Raw genomic sequence first — 22,891 nt, 5'->3', positions numbered from 1 at the left:
ATCGGTATATTATTTTACGACAAAATATTTTATTATATTAAAGGAGGAGTACAAATGAGTACTACACAAACAGAAAAACAAAATCTTACAGTGGTAAAAAAGGATAATGGGATTGCTGAGGTTCATATTCACGTCAACAAATCCAACTCGTATGACCTGGAGTATTATAAAGAGCTAAATGCTGCAATTGACGAGATCCGCTTTGACAGTGACATAAAAGTGGTTATTTTAATGAGTGATATGCCGAAGTTCTTCTCCGCTGGTGCAGATGTTAGCTTCTTAAAGTCCGCAGAGCCGCGTTTTAAAACCCAGTTCTGCTTGTTCTGTAACGAAACGCTTGATAAGATTGCCCGTTCTCCTCAAATCTGGATTGCCTGCTTGGAAGGGCATACCGTAGGAGGAGGCCTGGAAATGGCTCTCGCCTGCGACCTTCGTTTTATGGGAGATCAAGCAGGAAAGATCGGTCTTCCAGAAATCAGCCTTGGCGTTTTGGCAGGAACAGGCGGAACCCAGCGTCTTCTTCGTCAAGTAGGACATTCCAAAGCGTTAGACTTAAATATCACCGGAGATACCTTAACTCCGCAGGAAGCCCTGGATATCAACCTGGTGGACAAAGTGTTCCCTCAAGAGGAAACAAGGGCAAAAACGGTAGAGTATGCAGAGAAAGTAGCAGGAAGTGCGACCTATGCGGCGTCTAACATCAAGCTTTCCATCATGAATGGAAAAGAAATGCCTCTCAACGTAGCGGTTCGTTATGAAGGAGAGCTTCAAAACCTATTGTTCCGTTCAGAAGACGCTCAGGAAGGTCTCAGCTCTTTCTTAGAAAAACGAGAAGCCAACTGGAGCGGGAAATAAACGGTTCACCAATAACTTGGAAAGCTTTGGGGGTTAGGTATCAGTTGCTTAACCCCTTCTTTCTAAGAAAAGTGTATCCGTTTACATAATAAAGAAGGAGGGAGAAAATGATTGAGTCTGTGGAGCACGTAAGAGGAATTAAGGCACCGTACAATGCTTCTGTTAGATTTATCGATGAGAATGTAGCCAAAGGGAATGGCAGCAAAGAAGCTATTATTTGTGGGGAAGAGATCCTGACTTACCAAGAAGTTTCTGATTTGATGAACAAGTTTGGAAACGCTTTAAAAAATATTAACGTGGAAGAAGAAAACAGGATTCTGGTGGCTACCTATGATTCACCTGAGTTTGTCACTGCTTTTTTTGGTTCCCTCAAAATTGGTGCGGTTCCCATTCCAGTGAATACCATGATGCAGCCTCACGATTATGAGTACTTTCTTAATCATAGTCGCGCGAAAGTTTTTGTCGTGCATGAGGAAATATGGGAAAAGGTAAAAGAGTACAAGCATCGCTTCCTTTTTCTAAAGCATGTGATTGTGATTGGAGAAAACGAATCGACCAAAACGGATGTGATTGATTATCATAGTTTTATTGAAAATGCCTCCAAGACCTTGAAAGAAGCTCACACGATTGCTGAAGATACAGCTTTTTGGCTTTACAGCTCTGGAAGTACAGGGAATCCCAAGGGTGTGATTCATCGCCAACAGAGTATGGAGCAGCCTTTGAAAATTACGCTAAAAATATTCTAAATATTCACAAAAATGACCGCACTTTCTCTGCTTCCAAGCTATTCTTTGCTTATGGGCTTGGGAATGGAATGTATTTTCCTTTTGCAGCAGGAGGAACGACTATTTTACTGAAGGAAAGGCCTACCCCAGCTAAGGTATTTGAAGTCATTGAAGAAAAGAAACCGACGATTTTCTTTGGTGTCCCTACGTTATACGGGGCGATGATGCGGTATGCTGAAGAGATTGGAAGACCTCTTGATTTATCTTCTATTCGAGTTTGTGTGTCGGCAGGTGAAGCGTTGCCGGCGTCGTACGCAAAAAAATGGAAAGAAATGTTTGGGTTGGAGATTCTAGATGGTATAGGCTCAACCGAAGCCTTGCACATTTTTCTATCAAACCGAATGAACGAGGTGCAACCTGGAAGCACGGGCAAAGTGGTACCGGGCTATGAAGCCAAGGTCATAAATGAGGAAGGAAAACAGCTTCCTCCGAATGAAATTGGTGATCTTGTCATAAAAGGGGAAAGCATTACCTCAGGATATTGGTGTAATTTATCTGAAAATCATCAAAAATTCCAAGGGGAATGGATGAAGACCGGGGATAAATATTATCAAGATGAAAAGGGGTATTTCTGGTACTGTGGCCGCTCCGATGACATGTTAAAGGTCGGAGGGATATGGGTCTCTCCTATAGAAATTGAAACAAGTTTACTACGGAGGGAAGATATCGAGGAAGTAGCGGTCATTGGAGAAAAGAACAAGGAAAACCTTGTATACCCTAAAGCCTACATCGTTTTGAGGGAAAAAGAAAAAGCAAGCGAGGAGTTAAAAGAGACATTGAAACTTTATGTGAAACAAAACTTAGCTCCGTATAAATATCCAAGAGAAATTGAATTTATAGACGATTTGCCTAAGACAGCAACCGGGAAGATTCAGAGATTTAAACTAAAAACGAATTAGATGACAGTCTGCTACAAAGAGAGTTCATGGGACTCCCTGTTAGCGTAAGCCCGAAAGGATGAAAAACGTTGTGAAGCGCGCAGTCATTAAAGGTGTAGGGGCCTACGTCCCAGAGAAGGTTTTAACCAATAAAGACTTAGAAGAAATGATGGATACCTCCGATGAGTGGATTACGACAAGGACAGGGATCCATGAGAGAAGAATCATCGGAGAAGAGGAAGATACTTCTTTCTTAGGGTATCAAGCGAGTCTCCAAGCTTTAAAAGATGCACATTTGAAGGCCGAGGATATTGACATGCTGATCGTCGCTACAGAAACCCCCGACCATATGTTTCCTCCTGTGGCTGTGCGATTTCAACATTTACTGAAGTGCAGACAAATCGGTGCCTTTGACATTCATAGCACTTGTGTAGGCTTTTTAACGGCTTTGCAGACAGCAGAACAGTATGTAAAGATGGGGAAAGTAAAACATGTGCTAGTGGTTGGAGCAGATGCGCTTTCAAAAATTGTTGATTACTCCGATCGTTCTACAGCTATTTTGTTTGCCGATGGTGCCGGGGCATTCATTGTCTCAGCTGAGGAATCAGATGAAAGTCGTGGAATCATTGATTCTACTATTCATTCCGACGGACAACATTATTATGATCTCTATGTCGAGAGCGGTGGTTCTAAAGAATCTCCTCAAATTGTTATGAACGGGAACAAAATTTTTAAGTTGGCTGTATCGGCCAAATGTCAAAATGATAACCGAGCAAAACAACTTGCTCCTTCATGACGTAGACTGGCTGATCCCTCATCAAGCAAATCAAAGGACCATCGATGCAGTGGGGCGAAATCTAGAATTTCCAGAGAAAAAAGTAATCAGTACCATTAAGCACTTTGGCAACAATTCGGCGGCAACCATCCCCTTGGCTTTTACTACAGCACTCCAAGATGGAAGAATTAACAAAGGAGACACTATAGTTATGACAGCCTTTGGCGGTGGGTTAATTTGGGGTACCGTTTTATTGCAGTATTAAACAATTTTGTCCTAAATAGATAGTAACCCCTGTTAAAAAGCAGACAGGGGTTACTTTTTCATATATCTTAGGGAGTTCTTCATTTTGACTCGGAAAACATGGAGGATATTTCATGACGTTTAATGAGAGAGAAGCCATTCACCTACGGATGGAGCAAATTTACGAAGAGGCAGAAATTACAAGAGGAGTATAAGGAATTATTTACTCGTTTGAGAGAACTTGATAAAGATCTACCAGAGGGAAAACCAGAAGTGTCAGTGGCTCATGCAGAAAAAGAATTAGATAAGGGAACTTTCCTTACTGCCACAGATAATATGGCCAAGGAAGTCAATGAAGACCCAACGACTTCTGAACAGTATGACAAGAGGTTAAGCGAATTGGAGGCATTTCTGGAACAAGAAAAAGGATAAGCGGTCACCCATTTATGCTTTTTTTCGACGGTAAGTTCTGGTGCCTCTTTGTTTAACCCACACAGACATGCAATTAAAAGGACGTCTCTATGGATATACTTGTCCTACCATAAAAGACTTGCCAACACGTGGCAAGCCTTTTTGTAGGTGAACAGAAAAGACCTTTGTAAGATGGAGGGTGTATATATTCAAAACCATTGTATCATAATTTTTAGAAAATTTTAAATTTATTTTTCGCTTATGGTAAGGTTCTTCTGATCGCTCCTTCCTTAGTTGTAACAGAAAACTAGTTATGAAACTGTTGATGTTCTCTTCGGTTTCTTGCTACTAGTAGTAGGCCAGTTAGACTGAAACCCGTGAGAAGTAGACTGATAACACGTACATAGCATAGTTTGTGGCGGTCTCTGGTAATTCTCCTCCTGTAGTAGTTTCTTCTTCTTCAACTGTAAGTTGTGGGGCCTCTCGATACTCGGTTGATTGTTCATAATCATAGGCCATACCAATCAGCTCCGCTTCACTCCAAGGCTCTCCAAAAAAGGCGAGTGAAAAAGGAGAACCGCTCTCATAATACCCAGCTGGAACATTCACTAAAGGAACGCCGCTAATATTTATTTCTGGTACGGTAGTAGCATTAATGTTTTCTTCTATTGAAGATGAAAGGTAATAAAAGGAGTAAAAACCAAAGCAAATAACGATAAGTAAGTCAGAAGATCCAAGATATGAAGGAGAAAAACGATGGACATTAATCACTGCATTATCCAAGGCCGATTAACCATGGATCCTCAGCTTCATTATACCACCAGTGGACGAGCGGTCACCCGTTTCCCCATTGCCTGTGAACGTCCCTATACGGATAAAAAAGACAAAAGATCGTTGATTTTATTCCGATAATAGTATGGAGGGAATACGCAGAGCGAGTGGCCAACAACCTCCAAAAAGGACAGGAATGTGCTGTCATTGGAAGACTGCAATCAAGGATAAGAGACGACTTACATATTAACACTTTTGAAGTAGAAACTCAGGAAGTGATATTTGGTCAGACAACAAGAGGGCTTGCTCATGATGTTAACCACATCACTGTCACAGGTCGCTTAACGACTGACCCAGAACTCCACTATGTAGGTAATAGCCATGTGGCAGTTACCCGCTTCACGATTGCTTCAGAAAGAAGCTATACCGATAAAGAAGGAAACACCAAAGTTGATTATCTGAATGCCATTGGCTGGCGAAGCTACGGGGAAAGACTAGCAAATGATTTAGTCAAAGGGATGCCTGTCACAGTGACTGGCAGAATCCAAAGCCGGAAGCATAGGAAACAGGAAGCTACCATCCATGAAATCCATGTAGGGCAAGTAAAATATGACTTCGGTGAATCCAAAAGATAATTTAAGTAGATTAGAATTGTCCCTGTTGTTAAGGAAAGGAAACACGATATGAACATTGTACCAGGTAAGATCTTTTCTTTTATGGTTTTACTATTATTTCTAAGTGGTTGTGCAAACCAGGGAATGAATGCAGAAGAAGCAAGAACTGAGTTAGGTTCCAGATCATATAGTTTTACTGAAAACTTCTTTATGGAAGCGATCAACCGCCATGATACGGAAGCCGTGGAACTATTTTTACTGGCAGGCATGCACCCTAATGTACTCAATGAAGAGGGAGGATCGCCGTTAATGTTGGCTGCCTACTTAGGATACAACGAAATTGCAACACTCCTTCTTGATTATGAGGCGGAGCCTAATATTCAACAGGGTGCTCCCTTATTTTATGCGGTCGAAAACGGGCATAGTCAGGTCGTAGAAACGTTATTATCTAACGGAGCAGACGTGGAACTTAGCCAAAATGGGTATGCAGAAACTACTACCTTATTGTTTGTTGCTTCCAGAAATGATCACCCTTCTGAGTCTTATTAGAAAATTACGATCATACTCACGAGCAATTGCATGATGCTTTATTTACAGCAGCCAGAACTGGTAATCCAGATGTAGTAACTCAGTTAGTACAAACAGAGGTGAATATTGGAAGTGATGAAAAGAGAGTGGAAATCGTTAGGATTCTACTGGAAGCGGGAGCAGATCCGGATGCCAGGCATTCCAGCGGACGTACAGCCTACGAAATGAGGGGGAAAGTTTTTCAAGAGATTCTCTTAGAATATGGAGCCGATCCTAATCCACCCGAATTATCAGAAGAAGAGCTAACTTCATTGTTAGATGAAAGCAAACAATCCCGATCTCAAAAACTAGAATTAACAGATAGTGACTGGGAACCAATTGACAATATAGATAAGGAAAATATGATTGAAGAGGAGGCAGAGAAAGTACCTGAGACTTCGCCTGAACAGACAGAAATAAGTAAAGAAGATATAGTAGCGGACTTATTCGAACGAAGCAGTTTTATCACAGACCAAATTCACGAAGGAATGACAGAAAAAGAGGTCGCCTCGGTCTTAGGGGATGATTACACTCCTTTCATCTCTCCATATGATGGATCACAGGGAGTGAACTACCATTTCGGAATCAATCCAACTCCACCACCAAGTGAAGACTTGGATAAAATTGAGCAAGAAGAAATTGAATGGGCAGCCGTTATTTATTTTCTCGAAGAAGAGGTTGAGATGTACTTTGTCACGGGCAAAGGATTAGATGGAAATGTTTATGACCTTAAATCTGGAGAAGATGAATGGATGAAGGTAAACCATTAGGTGGTAAAATGATTTTCTCCCTTACTTGAAGAAACAGAAGAAGGTGACTTCACAATCCAATCAAGTTCCAAAAATGATGATAGGTATGACACCAGTTTAAGTGTAAGAGCTTACTCCACAATTTATGTTGACACTTCTACTGATTCAAATGGCGTACCGCATGCTGTATTAACCTCAGCTAATGGCGGATGGGAGATCCAACAATCAGAAGTGACATTATCAAACCGGACTGTAAACTATGGTACCAAGTGAATTGGATCCAGACCCATTTACTTCTCTCTATTCAAGGAGAACAGATCGTATAGATTATGAACCATCTGAAGATGATACCTTAACAGGAATTTGGACTCAATTCAAAGAAGAAATCAAGCATAGAAACAGGTTTTTTATTAGTAGATTGCCCAGGACAAGAAAGACAATGCGGTGTTTAAGTGGAAAAACAACCAGGGAACAGTGGTGGGTGCTGATCGTCAAGGCACACAACCCATGAAAGACAAAGGCGGTCATTTTAAGGGCATGGTGGCCAGATCTCAAGAAGATGGCGGCTTTACGATTGATGTAGGGAAGAACCCTACCAAGGTGGCCGTGTTTGAATCTCCGATTGATCTTTCCCATATAAATCACTAATTCCAAACAACGAATCATAAAATAACCTCGATTGTGCGGAAGTTGCTGATAATTCATTTCCGTCTTCATTAAAGTGTAAATGAAGTGTCGGCCACTCTACAGAGATATCAGCGTATGAGCTAAGAATTTCTTGTTCAGAAAGATCTCCATCGTTAAGTGACATCTCTATACTATCTTCATGTGACAGTTGTTTAGCCGCATCACGTTTAATTGAAAACGCTGTATAAAATTGAACGATGTCGTCAACTTCTGCTTCAATATATTGTGATCCAATTAAGTAAGTAGGAGTCTCTTGCGTTCCAGCATAAGCATCAGAATCATTCTCGTCAGCTTCCTCTATAAAATCTTCTTCTTTATTCTCTTTATTGTCATTCTCATCAGCTTCAGTTAAAGACTCTTCTCCCGTATTCTCATTGCTGCTATTCTCATCACCATTGTCTTCTGTTTCTAATTCTTCATTTTCATCTAGAGCATGATCATCTGCAGGGCTTTCTTCCACTGACGAAAGCTGCAAAAATAATTCCAGTTATTTCAGTCATTTTCTTCATCCGTAACGCCTCCTTTTCTATTTATTTGTATACCCTTCCTGACTGAAATCAACAGATTTAATTATAAAGATTAATGTATTTTTGGGTGTTTGGCCTTAAAACTTACCATTTGGCGATAATTAGTTTTCTATCCATTTGTTAAACGCAAAGGCGAGCGTCAAAGACAGAAGTAAAGATATCCTTAAAATGAGAGAAATAAGGATAAACATCTATTCAATTACGTGTTTTGAGAATATAATAACGTACATCCTGGAACTTCACCTCTTTTCCTGCATAAGTGACCGGATGAAAAGAGCCCTTTTCCCATGGAAAGGGGCTCTTACTTTTTTGTTGTCTAGAAAAAATTTTAAAATTTTAGACGATATCCAATATAAATAATTGAACTTAACTAGAGCATGAATGAGATTGTTAAGCTTAAGTGCATAAGAGGGGAAAAGAGGAAAGGTATATTGCAAGGAAACAACGTTTGAAGAAACGTTGTTTCCTTTTTCATATTAATGAAAAGCCTATTCTTTTTACAAAGTTATATGGCATTAACAAGAGGCGCCCCCTTGAAACAGAATGTAAAACCTACCTATAAGCGCTTTAATAAGATAACACCATAGCAAATCGGTGACTCTGTATAGTAAAAAGAATCCTACTTTCCCGAGTAAATTAGCCATTCACAATAATTAGCTTACATACTTGGGGTGAAAAGCTATCTGTAAAAATATATCATTTGACTATTTTTTAAAAACAAAAAATGTGGTAACCTCTCTTTTCATTTTTTCCTACTTGTATGGGTGGTAAGGAGAAGTGCTAACCAAATTCCTAACCCGCCTATGAAAAACACCATAGAGGAGCTAATGGCTATAAATACTTCCCCAGTAGCAAGCCCGGAAGTGAAGCCGACAAATAGACTAAACAATAGTAACCCGACAGCTAATGTGTAAAGTAATGCTCTCCCTTAGTCATGGCATAATAGGTAGAGGTTTCACGTGTAAGTACGCTATACGTGACAAGAGTACCGCCGATCACAATAAAAATTGCCGGACCGGTCGCAGCAACCCCAGGAAGTCCCATAAAGTAAAGCATGGTTGTAATGAATGCCCCGAAAACCATGAGTAAAATACCGACAAGTAACCCTACAGTTGAAACCCTAGACGCCATGGATGTATATACTGCTTTTCTCGCTTGATCTTCCCCAACTCTCCGCATGTCTTCTTTTAGCCCACTTAGATCTCCCATTGAATGAATAGCTTCTTTAAATGCTTCATCTTCTGTTTTTCCTGCTTTTTCGTAATCCTTCGTTTTTTCTTTAAGATTCACAGTCAGTTCCTCTTTCAATTCATAAAGATGCTGACTCTCACCTACCCCGCAAACTCTCGGTCAATATAGGTTTTAATCCTTTTATCAAGGTGACTCTGATGTTTCATTTGGGTCGTGACCCCCTTCAATTAATTTGATCAAGATTTCTTTAGCAAATTCCCAATCACGTTTGTTTTGTTCGAACCGTTTCTTTCCTTCCTCTGTGATCTGGTAATACTTCCTACGACCTCCTTGGGTTTCGTCTCCCCAATAGGAAACAACGTAACCCTCTTTTTCAAGTCGACGAAACACGGTGTAGAGTGTCGCCTCTTTCAATTCGTATTGCCCGTTACTTAATTGGAGTATTTTTTATAGATTTCATACCCATAGCTATTATGTTGGCGCAGGATATTAAGGACAATTGTATCTGTATGACCACGGATTAAATCATTAGAGATTTTTTTGACAAACAACCTCACCTCCTCAATAATAATTTATAACATATTACTATGTGTGTCAAAGTAATATGTGTAAAAAAATAATTTTTATAAAACAAGGTGCTACTTTTTTTCTTGGAACATTGTAAGAATGCTTCAATCGAGTCCTTTAAACTGTTCTCTCAGCGATACAACGGATGGAAGAGGGTTCTGAAGAAGATGAGTCTCAAAAGCGTAACGGGGGATGTGGATGGTTAAGCCCGGTGAGGTTCGTGAGGGAGTATTAGCTGATTTACAAACCTGTCACTTTATTTACAAAAGATTTACTTTGATAGACTTCCAGTACATATCTGGCTTTCAATTTATAGGAGAAAGGGATGAAAGAATCGTAGTTATATACTCTGCTACTAAATTAACATTCGATTTGATTTTCTATCCCTCTAGAATATTTTAGTTTGTAATTTAGCAAATAGTGAGGTTGATCCTAGTTAGAAATCATCAGGCTTGATATTTTACATTTTTTCTATTTAGGCTTAACTATCTCTTAATATCAAGTCATTACACTAATAGATAGAAACATACTTCAAGACGAGTTTGCACCAAAAAAAGCAAGGAGGTGCATCTTACATAAGTTCCGCCACGTGTAAAAATTAAGGGAGGTAGGCAAAGTGTTGAAACGTGTGTTGACGATTCCATTAAGTGCTGTATTACTATTAAGTATGGGAGAAGTATCTGCTGGTCCTCCAGATCATGCTGGGAAACCCGGTCATGCCGGTCCACCCAATCATGCAGGACCAAAACAAGAAGACGTTGAAAATGTGATCTATTTCATTCCTGATGGGTTTTCCACCGGGTATAATGCAACTTATCGGTATTATAAAGAAGACGGTAGTCCGGTGTGGGACTCCTTTTTAACGGGTATGATGACGACCCATTCAAACGATCATAGAATCACAGATTCAGCTGCAGCTGGTACAGCTATGGCAACGGGTGTCAAAACAAATAACGGAGTGGTAGGTCAGTCACCAGAGGGTGAAGACCTAAAGAGTATCCTAGAAGCTGCAGATGAAGACGGAAAATCGACAGGACTTGTGGCAAATTCAACCATCACTCATGCCACTCCAGCTGTATTTGCCTCAAACGTGGATTCCCGTTCAAACCAGGAAGAAATTGCCCGACAATACATTGATGATGGAGTAGTGGATGTCATCCTTGGGGGAGGGAAAGATTATTTTCTGCCTGAGGAAGAAGGTGGAAACCAACCGGAACGTCATTTGATCGATGAAGCCAAAGAGAAAGAGTATCAATTTGTAGAAAATCGTGATCAGTTGTTGGAGATTGAAGAAGGAAGCATCCTCGGTTTATTTGCAGATGATGCGATGGAGCCGGAACTCCATCGTGAAGGAACCAATGAACCGAGTCTTGCCGAAATGACGAGCAGTGCCATAGACGTTTTAAGTCAAAATGAGGATGGATTTTTCCTTATGGTAGAGGGCAGTCAGATTGATTGGGCAGGCCACGCAAACGACGCGGCGTGGGCGATGAGTGATACGGAGGCTTTTGAAGAGGCTGTCATAGAAGCCATCGATTTTGCTGATCAAGATGGAGAAACACTGGTTGTCGTGGTAGGAGATCACGATACAGGTGGCATGTCTCTAGGTGGAGAGAATACAAAAAGTACCAATGTAGAAATACTTCGTGACGTGACCGCAACTGGTGATGCTTTGGCAAATCAATTAAACGAAGATCGGAGTAATGTCCAAGAAGTTATTCAAGAATACGCAAATATAGAAATTACAGGAGAAGAAGCTGAAAACATCCAGGAGTCCAATGACCCCGTGTTAGCTATTAACCACGTAATCAGCAATTATGCGGGGGTAGGCTGGAGCAGCACAGATCATACGGGAGAAGAAGTCCCTCTTTATGCGTACGGGCCAAGATCAGAGTTGTTAACAGGGTTAGTAGACAACACAGATGTACCGAAAGCAATGGGTGAAGCAATGAGGGTAGACTTGACACAGGAATAAAAAGAAAGGACTTTGGTTATCAGTCTAATGCCAAACCCCTCAGTCACTAAGAGAAGTGGCATGAGGGGTTTGATTTCTTTTATTTATTATTTTTGTTCTGGTTTTACTCGTTGGTTTTGTCCTCGATAACCGTTTCTGCAATGTTTACGGCGTGGTCTCCAATCCGTTCTAAATTGCTCACCATATCCACAAAAACAATCCCTGCGGAACCGGAACAACGTCCTTCATTTACACGCAAGATATGTTTTTTACGAAGTTTTCTTTCCATACTATCTATTTCTTCTTCATCCATGATGCACTGTTGGGCTAGGTCTATATCGTTTTTATCTAAGGCTTGTATGGCCTTATTTAGGGTTTTACTTGTTAGCAAAAACATTTCTTCGAGATCCTTTTGGGCATCTTCAGAAATCTCTACTTTGTTTGTTAGTTGATATTCAACGAGCTCCATAAGGTTTTCCATGTGATCTCCCACTCGTTCAAGATCACGGACGGTATCCATTAAGACAGAGTGTAATTTGGAATTCTCATCGGAAAGAGAGCGTTCTGATATTAATACAAGATAATCTGTAATCTTATGATCTAAGTTATTAATCGCTTCCTCAAATTGAACGGTAAGTTCTGCATGTCTTCTTTGATTTGTTTTAATATATTGCCATACCTCACTTAATCCTTTTTCCGCAAGTTCAGCCATGCGTAATGTTTCTAGCTTTGCTTGTCCTAAGGCAATCGCTGGGGAGCGATAGACAAAGCTGGTGTCAAGGTGCTTGGCTTTGTATTCAATTTCTGTTTCCTTTCCAGGAATTAATTTGACTACGATATAGGCGAGAAGGCCGACAAACGGAATTTGAATCAATGTATTCGACACATTAAAGATTCCATGAGCAAACGCAATGGTCATAGCAGGGTTCAGATTGAGAGCACCCTGTAGGTAACTGACTAAATTTGTATAAGGCACGAGTAAAACTAAAACAAGGGTAGCGCCAATTAAGTTAAAGATGACATGGGTCAGAGCTGCACGCTTAGCCGCAAGTGAAGCGCCAATGGCTGCAAAAACTGCTGTGATCGTCGTACCAATGTTATCACCGAACAATACAGGCAAAGCTGCCGGTAAAGTCATTGCTCCTTGTTCATACAGTTGTTGCAAAAGACCGATAGAAGCAGAGGAACTTTGTACGGCTACCGTGAAAATAACCCCAATTAATACCCCGAGAATGGGATTTTCACTCATGCTGACCGTTAATTGTTCAAAAGCTTGTACATTTCGTAAAGGGCTGACACCTTCCCCCATAAGTTCTAGTCCGTAAAACAAAGCACCAAACCCCATGATGACTTGACCATAATGGTTGACTTTTTTGTTTTTGAAAAAGAACAATAAAAAAGTACCTACAAACATAATAGGAAGGGCGTAAGCAGAAACTTTAATTCCAATAATAAAAGCTGTGACGGTGGTTCCAATATTGGCGCCCATGATCACGCCAATAGCCTGTTGTAACGACATAAAACCAGCATTTACAAGCCCAATCGTTAAAACGGTACTTCCTGAACTTGATTGAATTAATACAGTAACAATAATTCCAGCAATCACTCCTAAGAAAGGATTGCTTGTAAACTTATCCAAAATGTCTCGCAATCGATCGCCAGCCACTTTTTGTAAGCCTTCACTCATAAATTTAAGCCCAAACAAAAAGATGCCTAGACCACCCAAGAACGTAAAAACTATTGTTTGGATATCCAATGCAGCTTCCCCCTCAATCGCAACTATTTGTTATAGAAAAGATTAGTATATATGCAAACATACAAAATTTTAGAGGGGCAATATTAATTGTCTATTAACTCAATGTAAAGGTTTTATTAAGTTTTTAACTAGGAACAGAAAAATAATCGTTTATAAAAAAATGGGCGGACTATAGTATATAGGTACTTAACACCAAATATAGTGGGAATAAGAAATATTTAATAAACGGGAAAGGCAAAACAACACCCCTCCAATCATCTTTCCTGTTCAACTACAAAAAAGTTCGTTGTCCTTTTTACCGATAGTGTTTATATTCCATGTGTAACTGATTCCTATATAGAAAATTGAAAGATCAGATCATAGTAAAGTTGGGACAAAAGCCAAGATGTGTAAGACAACGAAAGGAAGAAACGTGATAAAAGCAAAGAAAAAGTCGAAATAAGAAAACCGGATATTGTTTTTAATTCCTTCTGACATGAAGGGGTATAATACTTTAAAAGAGAGTCTTACCAAGGAAAAGGGGGGAGATAATATAATGACAAATAGGCTATTATTTGTCTATTTCCATCCTTGTTGTATTTCACCCTTTTTTGATCATTCCTCCTCAAGCTTTTTCTAGTGATTCTTCATATCATCTGTATTCTTTAAGCGTAAACGAAAAAGGCTTGCTACTGCCCATCCAATAGAGTATGTCAACAAAAAAGATGAGGGACTATTTTTATCAGCTCTTACTGAAGGTCCATTTTATCTTTTTGACTATACTTCTCAAGCTTTCACAAGCCTTTTACTTAAGTGCGTTTTACTAATGCCGATTAAATTCCAGTCCACCTTTCTCTGTGTATAGTATGATCTCACGCTTACCATAGAGAAGGAGGATAATCCAGTAACAGATAATGAGCTAGTGATAGAGGCCAGAGATGGGCTAACGGTTGGCATAATCATGATGGTAATTGCTTTTAGTATTGCTCATTATGTCTTGGGACTGCCTTTCTTCCCTAATTGATGATTTGATCAAATTGGTTAACCCGAATGAAGGAGATTTGATGTCCTTATTCGGGTTATTGAGTGTTTTTACTTCGATACAGGGGGATATTTTCTTGAATGATTTCTATTCCTACTTTGAGAATCTTATAGTTGGCAAGGTTTATTCATCCAGAGACATGGAAAACTATTATAACTGAGGGAGGTCTATGACATTTATATTAATAATGGCGGGTATTGTTCTTAATAATAGGAACAAACTTCTCCGTGAGAGGTTCTTCCAACATAGCAAGGATACTTCGAGTTTCTCCGTTGTTAATTGGTCTTACCATTGTGGCATTTGGTACAAGTTTTCACCAGAAGGAAGAAGGTCAGCATCCTTGCGGCTACGGAAGAAAACGCGGGCGTGGTAACGTAGTGGGAAGCAATATATTGAACAGTACCTTGATTGTTGGAGTGACCGCTATATTAATGCTTTGTAGAGAGTGAAACCTTAGAAATTCCATTCACGTTATTTCCCCCAGCTAAAAGAGGAAAAACAACAAAGTTTAAAAATAAAGCCATACGTAGAGGAAGTCTTTCGTGCAGACTGTTCTCATTTTAGAGATTGGGATTTTTAGAAACCAAAAGCACAAAACGATCATCAAAAAGATAGTATCAATATCTGAGATATTGGAAAAAAAGGGAGAAATGATAGGACCGCCCCAAGAAGAATCATAAGTAGTGTAACCGCTGGTTGTCGTTTATCAAGTAAAGTCATAGCGCCCATCTTTTAATTTATATGCATCGAAAGCTATTACACTAGAAAGTCAGCTTCTCCCGATAATAAAGAAGCTGACTTTTCTTTAGGTTATTCACTTTCTACAATCTCTGCAGGTCTAGGACTGTTTTCACTATTGCCACCATAAAAGTCGGGAATCTCCCCCTGAACAAAGATATCACTTAACATAATATTGTTTTCAACAGTTGCTGTGTCAGTTGCAAAAGGAATGACCACCCTAACATTGGCGACAATATAGATATAAACTTCAATCATTGTATTGTTAATCCCCGTATGCGTAACATCCGTTCGAATTTCTGACCTTACGTCTCCTATCGTAGTAAACTTTACTGGTACCTTCGGTCCAAAGTTTGCTAACAGGGCATTATCAGCGGCCATACCCAGAGGAATATAATGGATAATCCCCTCGTCTTCATTCTCCATATCATCAAAAATTCAGCAATACTTTCCTCATTAATACTTTCCAAACTTCGCTGAACCCGCGTTGTGGCTTCAGCGGTGACTCGGTTGTAGATTTGTGGATCAAAGCGAATGGAAGTTAAGTTCCCTTTTCCGTTTTTGTCCAAAAGCACTAATTCCTCAATATCAAGTTCATTTACAATTCGTTTAGAAACCGCATCATTAATCGACTGCGCAGCGATACGTTGTGTTTCCGTTTTGGCAATGGTCATCAGCGTAGGACGAATCCCGTATTCAACAAATATTAACCCTAGAACAGTTAAAACTAAAAAGATGGTAAAACTGATAATAAAAACAGTGCTAAAGGGCAATGGATTTCTTCGGTGATCTCGTCTTAACCTCTTCATCGGCCTCTCCTAACAAACGTAATCAACGCATATTACTTTATGTTACATACATATATGTTAGAATAGTATAAAGTTACATTTTGAGGTGATCGCCTTGGAGCTTGTCGCGCCTATTTATTCGGATAATTTGTATGGATGCCACCTTCAAAGAGAGTGATCACAAGGGCCACAATCCCTATCATTTGAACATCTCTACTTCTGGCAAAGATATAGAGATATGTACCAAAAAGTTTCGTACTTAATCAATAAATCGTTGTCACTTCAGGATAATATAGAACTGATCTAACACATTTATTCTTATGACTATATAGTATGAATTTTCTATCACTTATTAAAGTGAACTGGCAATAAAGTGAAATTTTTCATGCTCCGAAGAACACCTATGACATTGCATGACGATAAAGTTATATTTATATTTGTCAACCAATTCTATAGGTATAAACCGAACAACCCTTTCCATGATTCCCTTCCTTTCCCCGATCACTTCATCCCTAGTGAACCATTTTCGAATTTCATTTATCCTAGTTTTTGTTTGAGCTTATGGATTTCATAAATTAAACGGGGAAGCATTTAAGTACTACTTTCCACTTAAATTAAAATATAGGTTGTTGCAAAATAATTTTCTTTGTTAACAACGAGCAAGCTAAAGACTAAAATGCTGGTAGATGAGCCGCTGATCTTAGCCTTTTAATCCAGGGAGGCTCGATACTATTCAGCTTTTTTGTCATTATTAATAAGTTTTGGGACAGATTAAAAATATCAATTATAAAATAGGAGAGATTTGTCTTGTCTGAAGTACCTTTGAACTTAGTACTCGTACTTATTATCTTATTGATCTTATCAGCATTTTTCTCTTCAGCTGAAACTGCCTATTCAAGTGCAAATAAATTAAGACTAAAAGCTACGCAGATGAAAATAGACCCGGTGGTGTGAAGGCTCTCTTTATTTCTCAACATTTTGATCAGGCCCTTTCAACGATCTTGATTGGGAATAACTTAGTGAACATTGCAGCCGCTACGATATCTGCACAGGTTGCTACTGTTTTATTTGGTGGCAATACCGGGCTACTTGTTAGCACAATTGTCATGACCATCCTTATCCTTATCTTTGGAGAAGTGCTTCCCAAATCATTTGCTAAGGAGAACGCTGAGCCACTGGCGTTAAAAATCTCAGCTTTATTGCTTTTACTTATGAAACTGTTCTCTCCATTTACTTTGTTGCTTGTTAAGCTAAAACAAGTTATGACAAAATTCGTATCTAAATCGGAAGTTATTCCATCTGTTACAGAGGAAGAATTAAAAGAAATGTTTACAATCGGTCAAGAAGAAGGTGTTATTGAACCAAGTGAAAGGGAACTTCTTCATAACACTTTGGATTTTAATGATACAAAAGTAGTTGAGGTTTTAACTCCACGTACAGACCTTGTTGCGATTGATATCGATATGTCGATTGAAGAGATAACTACAATATTAATAAGAGAAAGGTTTTCTAGAGTGCCTGTATATGAAAGTTCAATTGACAATATTATAGGAGTTCTTTCAGAAAGAGATTTCCTTTCCCAGCTTGTTACAAACAAAGATATGAATGTAAGAAAGTTAATTCGAAAACCTTTATTTGTTGTGGAAACATTAGGCATTGCTACTCTTTTACCAATGCTTCAAAAAAATCGGGTGCATATGGCGATTGTCATTGATGAATTTGGCGGCACATCAGGCATTGTTACTCTGGAAGATATTCTCGAGGAATTAGTCGGTGAGATATGGGATGAACATGATGAGAAGACTATGGGAGTTACAGAACTTGGCACAAATGAATTTGAAGTACATGGAGATTTCCCTTTAGATGATTTCGCAAGATTGGTTCAAGTTGAATTGCCTGACAGTCGAAATTATACCCTTGGTGGCTGGTTGTCAGAGGAGTTTGATTATGTTCCTACTGTGGGTGAAGAGTTCATTTATGACAGTATAAAATTAATTGTCACGGAGGCAGAAGATAGAAGGATACTGAAAATAAGGGTGGAAAGTCCAGACAAAGTGTGTCCATTTACGTAATTGATATGAAAATAAGTGAAACAAGCAAACTTGTTGTTTTAAGAATCAAAATAAATTAAGCGAATGCTACCTGTTTAGAAGGGAGTAGCTGTACAATAAAGTCGTCGCTCCAGAATCACATCCCGGCTTTATTGGCAAAACACGACCATGTTGTTAGCCAGACCTTTACCGTTTGTAGAGGTCTTTTTGTTGGTACTATATATAAAGAGACCACTAGCAGCGCTGTTGAAATACATTATTTATAAACAATCCTTTACCTCCTATTCATTATGTATTGCTTGTAATTGGTGTAGACCTAGTTGCTCCAACGATCCTGGTTAATAATAATAAAATGACTACAATTAGGAGTAATTAAAGACTAAGCGATTCTGTATTCCTTTTCGTAGCTGGGATGGCTAGTAACTTCAACGGTGATCCAATCCTGGCTGGAATAAGTGGATCGTTTATCTTTTTACTTTTAGGCGTCTATCCAAAGGTAATAATTGCTCTGTCCTCAATGAAATATCTGTAACAGTTGGGTTGGTATTTATATTCGGGTTAGTTCTTACGAAACAGCGGATTTATTACGTTTTTAGAACGGCTTTGTTATTATCCCGAAATCATTAGCAAAAGAATATGCAGAAGGCTATGCACTAAAAACCTCAGGAACTCTATTTTTATTGATACAAGTGTTCTATCCGATAACTTGGGTGTTCCTAAAGATAAAAAAACTTGTTTCCTTTTTTGTGAAGAACAAAGAAAACGCACCATCTGTAACTGAAGAAGAAATTAAAATGCTTATACAAATTAGTGAAGATGAGGGTGTTATAGGTAAGAATGAAAAAGAGATGGTGCAGCGTTCCTTAGAATTTGATGATATCATTGTTCATGAAATCCTAAAACCACGTCCGGATATGATTGCTGTTGAGATTAACCAATCTGTTACCGAAATCAGGGATGTTTTCTTAAAAGAACATTACTCTAGAATACCAGTATATGATGGTTCTATTGATAACATCATTGGAATCTTATCTGAGCGGGATTTTTTAACAGCCTATATTAAAGATGGCGAGAAGCTAGATGTAAGCTCGTTAATTAGACATCCGTTATTTGTAGTTGAATCTAAGAAAATCTCTTCCTTGCTTCCAGAATTACAAAAGCAAAAGGTTCATATGGCCGTTGTGATTGATGAATTTGGAGGGACATCAGGATTAGTTACTTTAGAGGATTTATTAGAGGAGATCGTCGGAGAGATTTGGGATGAGCATGATGTGAGTGTTAATCAGGTACGCCAAGTGGGACCATCTAGTTATCTGATTGATCCAGATTACTCGATTGATGATTTTGTCCAATTTGCGGACATTAATGCTCCAACAACCTCTAACCATACACTGGGTGGATGGTTAATTGAGGAATTTCAACGTATTCCAAAAGTTGGAGAAGAGTTTCTTTATGAGAATGTGATCTTGAAGATTGAAAAGGCTGAAGAAAAAAGAGTCCGTCAAATTCATTTGAAGATAAAGAAAAATAGTGATGAAGTGAAACAAAAAGCAGCCATTTAGTAAAAATTCTCCGCCCCCTGTGAACTTATGATTAATTCATAGTTCCGGTTTTCAAAAGGATTTTCGCCACCAAACTCTATCGCTAAGGCTAAATAAAGTTCTAACATGACCCCAAGAAACCATAATGACCAGGCCTGTTTCTGTATCGAAATTCCTTCTTGTGACTGAATGTCAGGAGGTACGGAAAAGGAGTCAGAACAGGCCATAACCAAGCACGAACACATCAATAGCAACCAAAACTTTTTTCAATTGTTTGGGCTGTATGAATATCCCCCGACATCAATATGGCCTCCACCAGGAATTTTTCAATGATGAAAATTTATATGCTCGTTGTAGGAATCATTTCGTGCTTTGCACTTCTGATTAGCTAAAATACTTATGGATAAGGATTCCCTGCATTTAATAGCTTTATCTGTCCGCAGTATGTGGCTCAAAACTATTCATATTGGCTCATTCTCTTCACAATACTACAAAGTTAGCTATTGATGAAAAAAGACAAGTGCCTGGCACTTGTCTTTTTTTCTATCATATTCTGTGACAAAACGAAAAGTTTTCAAATAATCATTGACGAGAATGATTATCAATTGTAACATTAGCGGAAATTCAGAAGGAACAAATCAGAATAATGCGTCTGATCATGAGGAGACGCGCACGGTTGAACATGCGATGGGGGTAACTGAAATAGAAGGTACGCCGGAAACGGTTGTGACACTTTATCAGGGGGCGAACGACACGGCAGCAGCACTTGGTGTTCAGCCTGATGGGATTGTGGAATCATGGACACAGCAGCTCAAACATCGCCCCGACTGTTGTGGGAGAAGAAGTGTACTTATGGAAAGATACGTTAAACGTTATGGGAGAGGCGCTTAATAAAGAGGACGAAGCAGATCAACTCCTTGCTGATTATGAAGCGCGCACAGATCATTTCAAAGAGCAGATGAGTGATGAACTGCCTATAGAAGCGGCCATCACAAACTTCCGTGCCGATCAGCTACATGGGATTTGCCGGACAGATCCTGCAGGACACTGGCTTTGACCGTCCGGAAGGGCACGATGATCCGGATGAATGGGGCATTAAATTGTCTTCTAAGGAAAGTATTCCGGAAGCCGATGCTGATATCATTTTTAACTTCAACTCTGGGACTGAAACGGAACAAATCGAGGCCACTTATGAAGAGTGGACGAATCATCCGCTTTGGCAAGAGCTTGAAGCTGTGAAGTCGGACAATGTATATATGGTTGAAGAAGAAACATGGAATGCAGGTAGTGGTGTGCTGGCAGCAAACCTTATGCTCGATGACCTTTATGAGATTTTTGATGTAGAAAAGGAATAACACCGGAAAGGGAGATTGGATGAAGGGAGCAAATGTATTTCAACAGAAGAAAGTAACAACTTTTATCCTTCTCTCTTTATTACTTGTTATCGCCTTTGTATCGAGTATTATTTTCGGACAGACGCCAGTATCACTGAAAGAGGCGGTTCGATCGTTTACATCGTTTGATGAGAATGCCACGTCGCATATTGTGGTGCAGTTTGACCGTCTGCCACGAGCCGTGATCGCCACTGTTGTTGGAGCAGGGCTTGCGGTTTCAGGCACATTGATGCAGGCAATGACAAGAAACCCGATGGCTTCCCCGAGCATTTTTGGCATTAACAATGGTGCCATCTTCTTTATTGTCATTGGCATGGTCTTCTTCTCTGTGTCCTCACTGGTTTCTTTAATGTGGCTGGCCTTTGCAGGGGCAACTGTGGCCGCTTTGATCGTTTACATCCTCGGCTCATTGGGCAGAGACGGAATGACTCCGATTAAAATTGTCCTCGCCGGAGCCGCTATTAGCGCTCTGTTTCAATCTTACACTCAAGGCATTCTTGTGTTTGATGAGGCCGGCTTGCAGGACGTATTGTTCTGGCTGGCAGGTTCCGTTAGTGGCCGAACGCTCGATATGCTTATGCCGGTTCTTCCGTTTATTGCGACGGCTATGATCGCTGCACTTTTAATGGGGAAAGCCATCAATCTGCTTGTGACTGGTGATGACATTGCAAAAGGAATGGGGCAGAATATTCTGCTCGTCAAAGCGTTTATGGGTGTGATTGTCGTTGTCCTTGCAGGAAGCTCTGTGGCAATCGTTGGAGCTGTCGGTTTTATTGGTCTCGTCATCCCTCATATTGCACGCTATTTTGCCGGAACTGATTACCGTTGGATTTTGCCAACTCTGCCATGCTTGGCGCCTGTCTTCTGGTTGGTGCAGATGTGGCAGCAAGACTCGTCATTATGCCTCAGGAAGTCCCAATAGGTGTGATGACAGCGTTGATCGGTGGCCCTTTCTTCATATACATTGCAAGAAGGGGGCTGAAATCTTTATGAAACCAGGCATCACTTTCCGTAACAAATACGTCTCCTTTGTTTTGGAAAAAAGACAGTTATTCATTAATCTCATCTTGTTTCTTATGATTGCACTTGCCTGTATCGTTGGACCCGTGCTTGGGAATACGCTCCTGTCTCCGTTTGAGGTCGTATCCACAATCATGGGGAATGGAATGGGTGCCAATGACTTCATTGTCATGCAGTCCAGCTCCTTTCCTTATTGGCCGGGGCAGTCCTTGGTGTATCAGGTATGATCTTACAAGGAATTGTACGAAACCCCCTGGCGGCTCCTGATATTATTGGTGTCACGGGTGGAGGGGCTGTAGCGGCAGTTATGTTTCTCACATACGGTGCCGGTTTGAGTCTCCAATTTCTTCCGTTAGCCGCGATTACAGGCTCAATGGCAGTTGCTCTATTAACCTATTTTCTCGCATGGCAACGGGGTATTACACCCATTCGCCTTGTGTTGATTGGTATTGGTATTTCTGCCATCATGAGCGCTGGAACGACGTTTATGATCGTGGTAAGTTCAGCAGTAACTGCAACTCAGGCATATTTATGGCTGACCGGAAGTATATATGGTGCTTCATGGAATGATGTATCTCTTTTAATACCGGTCGTTTTTGTTGGAATTTTGGTCACACTGATTTTTTCGCGGAGCCTAGATACCCAGCAGATGGGAAACGACACATCCCTCGGGCTTGGTGTCCGCCTGCAGCTCGACCGTATGATTCTGTTGCTGTTTAGTGTCATTCTGGCTGGGTCTGCTGTTGCCGTTGTCGGGGCTGTGGGCTTTGTTGGACTCATTGCCCCCCACATTGCACGAACATTGATCGGGAGAACGCATGGTGCGTTGACCTTGGCCTCAGCCAGTACCGGTGCTCTTCTGATGTTTGGTGCAGATTTGGCAGCTCGTACGTTATTTTATCCAGTGGATATTCCAGCCGGCGTCTTTACTGCCGGAGTAGGTGCGCCGTTCTTTCTTTATTTGTTGTTTAGAAACCGACATCATATGTAAAAAGAGAGGAAAGTGAT

25 protein-coding genes and 5 pseudogenes are annotated in these 22,891 nt (G+C 40.1%); 23 read left to right on the top strand and 7 right to left on the bottom strand.

The features are described from left to right. Positions 1-54 precede the first annotated feature (54 nt). The 6 genes from JCM19033_RS15515 (at position 55) to JCM19033_RS15500 (ending at position 3,968) form a co-directional block, all read left to right on the top strand. On the top strand, positions 55-855 hold the full coding sequence (locus JCM19033_RS15515) for an enoyl-CoA hydratase/isomerase family protein (RefSeq protein ID WP_054636966.1): 801 nt from the start codon (positions 55-57) through the stop codon (positions 853-855). Positions 856-962: 107 nt separating this feature from the next. Beyond that, positions 963-1,601 (top strand): AMP-binding protein, encoded by a 639-nt coding sequence (locus JCM19033_RS27610; protein ID WP_306301369.1) that lies wholly within the window; start codon positions 963-965, stop codon positions 1,599-1,601. Beyond that, positions 1,502-2,539, top strand: a complete 1,038-nt coding sequence (locus JCM19033_RS15510) for a benzoate-CoA ligase family protein (protein WP_306301368.1) — start codon at positions 1,502-1,504, stop codon at positions 2,537-2,539. Before JCM19033_RS27610 ends, JCM19033_RS15510 begins: the two co-directional genes overlap by 100 nt. Positions 2,540-2,609: 70 nt before the next feature. Then, positions 2,610-3,314 carry a beta-ketoacyl-ACP synthase 3 gene (locus JCM19033_RS15505; RefSeq protein WP_269758283.1) on the top strand — a complete coding sequence of 235 codons (705 nt, stop codon included), beginning with the start codon at positions 2,610-2,612 and terminating at the stop codon, positions 3,312-3,314. After that, the gene (locus JCM19033_RS26205) at positions 3,301-3,558 is read left to right on the top strand and encodes a 3-oxoacyl-[acyl-carrier-protein] synthase III C-terminal domain-containing protein (RefSeq protein WP_269758282.1); all 258 of its coding nucleotides are present in this window, start codon (positions 3,301-3,303) and stop codon (positions 3,556-3,558) included. The genes JCM19033_RS15505 and JCM19033_RS26205 overlap by 14 nt, the downstream gene beginning before the upstream one ends. A 122-nt stretch (positions 3,559-3,680) precedes the next feature. Next, entirely contained in the window at positions 3,681-3,968 is a 288-nt protein-coding gene (locus tag JCM19033_RS15500; protein ID WP_157049921.1) for a hypothetical protein, read from the top strand. 342 nt (positions 3,969-4,310) lie between these two features. Here the strand turns inward: JCM19033_RS15500 and JCM19033_RS15495 are convergent, their stop codons facing one another. Next, positions 4,311-4,730 carry a hypothetical protein gene (locus JCM19033_RS15495; RefSeq protein WP_054636964.1) on the bottom strand — a complete coding sequence of 140 codons (420 nt, stop codon included), beginning with the start codon at positions 4,728-4,730 and terminating at the stop codon, positions 4,311-4,313. Between JCM19033_RS15495 and JCM19033_RS22500 the strand changes: the two are divergent. The 5 genes and pseudogenes from JCM19033_RS22500 to JCM19033_RS22495 all read left to right on the top strand — a co-directional run. Continuing rightward, positions 4,704-4,897: pseudogene (locus JCM19033_RS22500) on the top strand (single-stranded DNA-binding protein); the annotation flags it as partial. The gene JCM19033_RS15495 and the pseudogene JCM19033_RS22500 overlap by 27 nt on opposite strands. Beyond that, a complete protein-coding gene (locus JCM19033_RS15490; protein ID WP_054636963.1) occupies positions 4,886-5,353 on the top strand; it encodes a single-stranded DNA-binding protein in 468 nt (155 codons plus the stop codon). The pseudogene JCM19033_RS22500 and the gene JCM19033_RS15490, both read left to right, overlap by 12 nt. Before the next feature lie 48 nt (positions 5,354-5,401). Continuing rightward, complete coding sequence (locus JCM19033_RS15485) at positions 5,402-5,881, top strand: ankyrin repeat domain-containing protein (RefSeq protein WP_054636962.1); 480 nt, start codon at positions 5,402-5,404, stop codon at positions 5,879-5,881. 26 nt (positions 5,882-5,907) lie between these two features. Next, complete coding sequence (locus tag JCM19033_RS15480) at positions 5,908-6,669, top strand: ankyrin repeat domain-containing protein (RefSeq protein WP_054636961.1); 762 nt, start codon at positions 5,908-5,910, stop codon at positions 6,667-6,669. A gap of 396 nt (positions 6,670-7,065) precedes the next feature. Beyond that, on the top strand, positions 7,066-7,296 hold the full coding sequence (locus JCM19033_RS22495; RefSeq protein ID WP_083465504.1) for a DUF3991 domain-containing protein: 231 nt from the start codon (positions 7,066-7,068) through the stop codon (positions 7,294-7,296). Here the strand turns inward: JCM19033_RS22495 and JCM19033_RS15475 are convergent. The 3 genes and pseudogenes from JCM19033_RS15475 to JCM19033_RS15465 form a co-directional block, all read right to left on the bottom strand. Next, positions 7,241-7,810 (bottom strand): hypothetical protein, encoded by a 570-nt coding sequence (locus JCM19033_RS15475; RefSeq protein WP_198153535.1) that lies wholly within the window; start codon positions 7,808-7,810, stop codon positions 7,241-7,243. The two genes, JCM19033_RS22495 and JCM19033_RS15475, sit on opposite strands and share 56 nt — an antisense overlap. Before the next feature lie 955 nt (positions 7,811-8,765). Next, complete coding sequence (locus tag JCM19033_RS26200; protein ID WP_269758280.1) at positions 8,766-9,152, bottom strand: permease prefix domain 1-containing protein; 387 nt, start codon at positions 9,150-9,152, stop codon at positions 8,766-8,768. Positions 9,153-9,236: 84 nt separating this feature from the next. After that, positions 9,237-9,604, bottom strand: a pseudogene (locus JCM19033_RS15465) (PadR family transcriptional regulator). Positions 9,605-10,236: 632 nt separating this feature from the next. On the opposite strand from JCM19033_RS15465, the gene JCM19033_RS15455 reads away from it, so the two are divergent. Further along, entirely contained in the window at positions 10,237-11,595 is a 1,359-nt protein-coding gene (locus JCM19033_RS15455; RefSeq protein ID WP_054636958.1) for an alkaline phosphatase, read from the top strand. A gap of 103 nt (positions 11,596-11,698) precedes the next feature. Here the strand turns inward: JCM19033_RS15455 and JCM19033_RS15450 are convergent, their stop codons facing one another. Beyond that, positions 11,699-13,330: a Na/Pi cotransporter family protein gene (locus JCM19033_RS15450; protein ID WP_054636957.1), complete on the bottom strand. Its 1,632-nt coding sequence runs from the start codon at positions 13,328-13,330 to the stop codon at positions 11,699-11,701. Positions 13,331-14,578: 1,248 nt separating this feature from the next. Here JCM19033_RS15450 and JCM19033_RS26195 point away from each other — a divergent pair. Beyond that, positions 14,579-14,800: a hypothetical protein gene (locus JCM19033_RS26195; protein WP_269758279.1), complete on the top strand. Its 222-nt coding sequence runs from the start codon at positions 14,579-14,581 to the stop codon at positions 14,798-14,800. A gap of 361 nt (positions 14,801-15,161) precedes the next feature. Here JCM19033_RS26195 and JCM19033_RS15445 read toward each other — a convergent pair whose 3' ends face one another. Further along, positions 15,162-15,470 carry a sporulation protein YunB gene (locus JCM19033_RS15445; RefSeq protein WP_054636956.1) on the bottom strand — a complete coding sequence of 103 codons (309 nt, stop codon included), beginning with the start codon at positions 15,468-15,470 and terminating at the stop codon, positions 15,162-15,164. Beyond that, complete coding sequence (locus tag JCM19033_RS23640; RefSeq protein ID WP_054636955.1) at positions 15,446-15,898, bottom strand: hypothetical protein; 453 nt, start codon at positions 15,896-15,898, stop codon at positions 15,446-15,448. Before JCM19033_RS23640 ends, JCM19033_RS15445 begins: the two co-directional genes overlap by 25 nt. A 786-nt stretch (positions 15,899-16,684) precedes the next feature. Between JCM19033_RS23640 and JCM19033_RS15435 the strand changes: the two are divergent. From JCM19033_RS15435 to JCM19033_RS15405, 10 genes and pseudogenes are all read left to right on the top strand, one after another. After that, positions 16,685-17,949, top strand: a pseudogene (locus JCM19033_RS15435) (hemolysin family protein). 382 nt (positions 17,950-18,331) lie between these two features. Then, a pseudogene (locus JCM19033_RS28340) lies at positions 18,332-18,460 on the top strand (hypothetical protein); the annotation flags it as partial. A gap of 76 nt (positions 18,461-18,536) precedes the next feature. Then, positions 18,537-19,490, top strand: coding sequence for a hemolysin family protein (locus tag JCM19033_RS15430; protein WP_157049918.1), 954 nt, complete (start codon positions 18,537-18,539; stop codon positions 19,488-19,490). A 573-nt stretch (positions 19,491-20,063) separates the two neighbouring features. Further along, positions 20,064-20,360: a hypothetical protein gene (locus JCM19033_RS26190; RefSeq protein ID WP_269758298.1), complete on the top strand. Its 297-nt coding sequence runs from the start codon at positions 20,064-20,066 to the stop codon at positions 20,358-20,360. Further along, a complete protein-coding gene (locus tag JCM19033_RS26185; RefSeq protein WP_374701258.1) occupies positions 20,344-20,526 on the top strand; it encodes a hypothetical protein in 183 nt (60 codons plus the stop codon). The genes JCM19033_RS26190 and JCM19033_RS26185 overlap by 17 nt, the downstream gene beginning before the upstream one ends. Further along, a complete protein-coding gene (locus JCM19033_RS26180; protein ID WP_054636951.1) occupies positions 20,486-20,824 on the top strand; it encodes a hypothetical protein in 339 nt (112 codons plus the stop codon). The genes JCM19033_RS26185 and JCM19033_RS26180 overlap by 41 nt, the downstream gene beginning before the upstream one ends. Positions 20,825-20,839: 15 nt before the next feature. After that, the gene (locus JCM19033_RS26175) at positions 20,840-20,992 is read left to right on the top strand and encodes a hypothetical protein (protein WP_269758297.1); all 153 of its coding nucleotides are present in this window, start codon (positions 20,840-20,842) and stop codon (positions 20,990-20,992) included. Further along, a pseudogene (locus JCM19033_RS15410) lies at positions 20,931-21,778 on the top strand (FecCD family ABC transporter permease); the annotation flags it as partial. The gene JCM19033_RS26175 and the pseudogene JCM19033_RS15410, both read left to right, overlap by 62 nt. 74 nt (positions 21,779-21,852) lie before the next feature. Next, positions 21,853-22,110 (top strand): hypothetical protein, encoded by a 258-nt coding sequence (locus tag JCM19033_RS26170; RefSeq protein ID WP_269758277.1) that lies wholly within the window; start codon positions 21,853-21,855, stop codon positions 22,108-22,110. Continuing rightward, positions 22,077-22,874 carry an iron ABC transporter permease gene (locus JCM19033_RS15405; RefSeq protein ID WP_269758276.1) on the top strand — a complete coding sequence of 266 codons (798 nt, stop codon included), beginning with the start codon at positions 22,077-22,079 and terminating at the stop codon, positions 22,872-22,874. Before JCM19033_RS26170 ends, JCM19033_RS15405 begins: the two co-directional genes overlap by 34 nt. The last annotated feature ends 17 nt before the right edge of the window (positions 22,875-22,891 follow it).

It is taken from the genome of Thalassobacillus sp. C254 (assembly GCF_001310615.1).
The sequence above is the reverse complement of the archived record's forward strand: the minus strand, read 5'-3'. Positions and strand labels throughout refer to the sequence as shown.